The sequence below is a fragment of the Arthrobacter sp. KBS0703 genome (assembly GCF_002008315.2).
GTDB lineage: Bacteria > Actinomycetota > Actinomycetes > Actinomycetales > Micrococcaceae > Arthrobacter.
Map to the genome: position 1 here is coordinate 1 of NZ_MVDG02000028.1, position 1391 is coordinate 1391.

Sequence of the window (1391 nt, forward strand, 5' to 3'; positions counted from 1 at the left end):
ACACATCTAGATGTGTATAAGAGACAGGGCGGGTCCGCCCGCCGAGCGGACCGGGCCGGCCGCCGTCGTGAATCCTTCGGCGAACACGGACTCCAGGTCAGCGGCGTCAGGCAGCCCGTCGCCGGAATCGGCGACGACGATATGCAGCGTCCCGCCGTCGTCCGTCGGTTCGTCGAGCAGTTCCAGCTCCACCCAGCGTTCGCCGCCCGAGCCGGCCACCGCCGCGTTGACGGCGTTGTCGATCAGGTTTCCGAGGACCGTGGTGACGTCCTGCGGATCGGTCACCTGGCCCCGCACCAGGGTCTCGGGACCGATGCGCAGGGTGACGCCGCGTTCGTCGGCCTCCACCCCCTTGGCCCCGATGAACGCCTGGAGATACGGGTCCTGGAGCAGTTCGGCCTGGTCCACCGGGAACTTCAGCGGCCCGGTGGCGGCGAGCCGCGCCAGGTAATCCCGCGCCTGCTGGTGCTGGCCGATGCTCATGAACCCCGCAATCGTGTGCAGCTGGTTGGCGAACTCGTGCCGCTGCGCCCGCAGGGCCGTGGACATGGTGCCGACGGCGTCGAGCTGGCGCGTCAGCTGCTGCAGCTCGGTGCGGTCGCGCAGCATGACCACCCAGCCAAGGTCCTCCTGCCGGTGCAGTGCCTTACGGGCGCTCGCCACCAGGACCTGGCCGCCGGCGATCAGCTCCACTGCTTCGCCTTCCCTGGCGTCAGGCTGCGTGAGCGCCTTGAGCTGGGGCGGGACCGGCGCGGCACGCCAGAGGCTTCCGGACAGGTCGGGCTGGCCCAGGAGCCGCTGGGCCGCGGCGTTGAAGACGCTGATGCGGCCTTCCGCGGAGATGCCCACCACGCCCTCATCCACGCCCTCGAGCACGGCCACCTGGTCGTGGACCAGGGTGCTGATTTCCTCGGGTTCCAGGCCCAGGGTGAGGCGCTGCAGCCTGCGCCGGAGCAGGAACGAGGCCAGGACGCCCGCCAGGAGTGAGCCGGCCGCCGTCAGCACGATGGGCCCGATGTCCCGGCCCAGGCTCTGGCCGATGGACTCGGTGGAATAGCCGACGCTCACCTCGCCCACCACGGCGGGGGACGCCCCGCCGGAACCGGAGCCGGCGCCGGTGCCGGGCGCGAAGACCGGCACCTTTGCCCCGGCCGACGGCCCCAGCGTTCCCGTGTTGCGGGTGGTGACTTCGCGGCCGGCCAGCGCCTCGGACGGATCCGTGCTGACCCGCTCGCCCAGCCGCTCGGCGTCGGGATGGGCCAGCCGGAGTCCCGTTTCGTCGGTGATCACCACGAAGAGGGCGCCGGTGCGCGTGCGTGCCCCCTCGGCTGTCTCTTATACACATCTAGATGTGTATAAGAGACAGGGCCTGTACCGGAAGACCGGCTTCC

Annotated in this window: 1 pseudogene; it reads right to left on the reverse strand. The window is 70.7% G+C overall.

Annotated elements, in window-relative coordinates:
* Window positions 1-18 precede the first annotated feature (18 nt).
* Window positions 19-1329 (reverse strand): annotated as a pseudogene (locus B1A87_RS22660) (Spo0B domain-containing protein); the annotation flags it as partial.
* Between the last annotated feature and the right edge of the window lie 62 nt (window positions 1330-1391).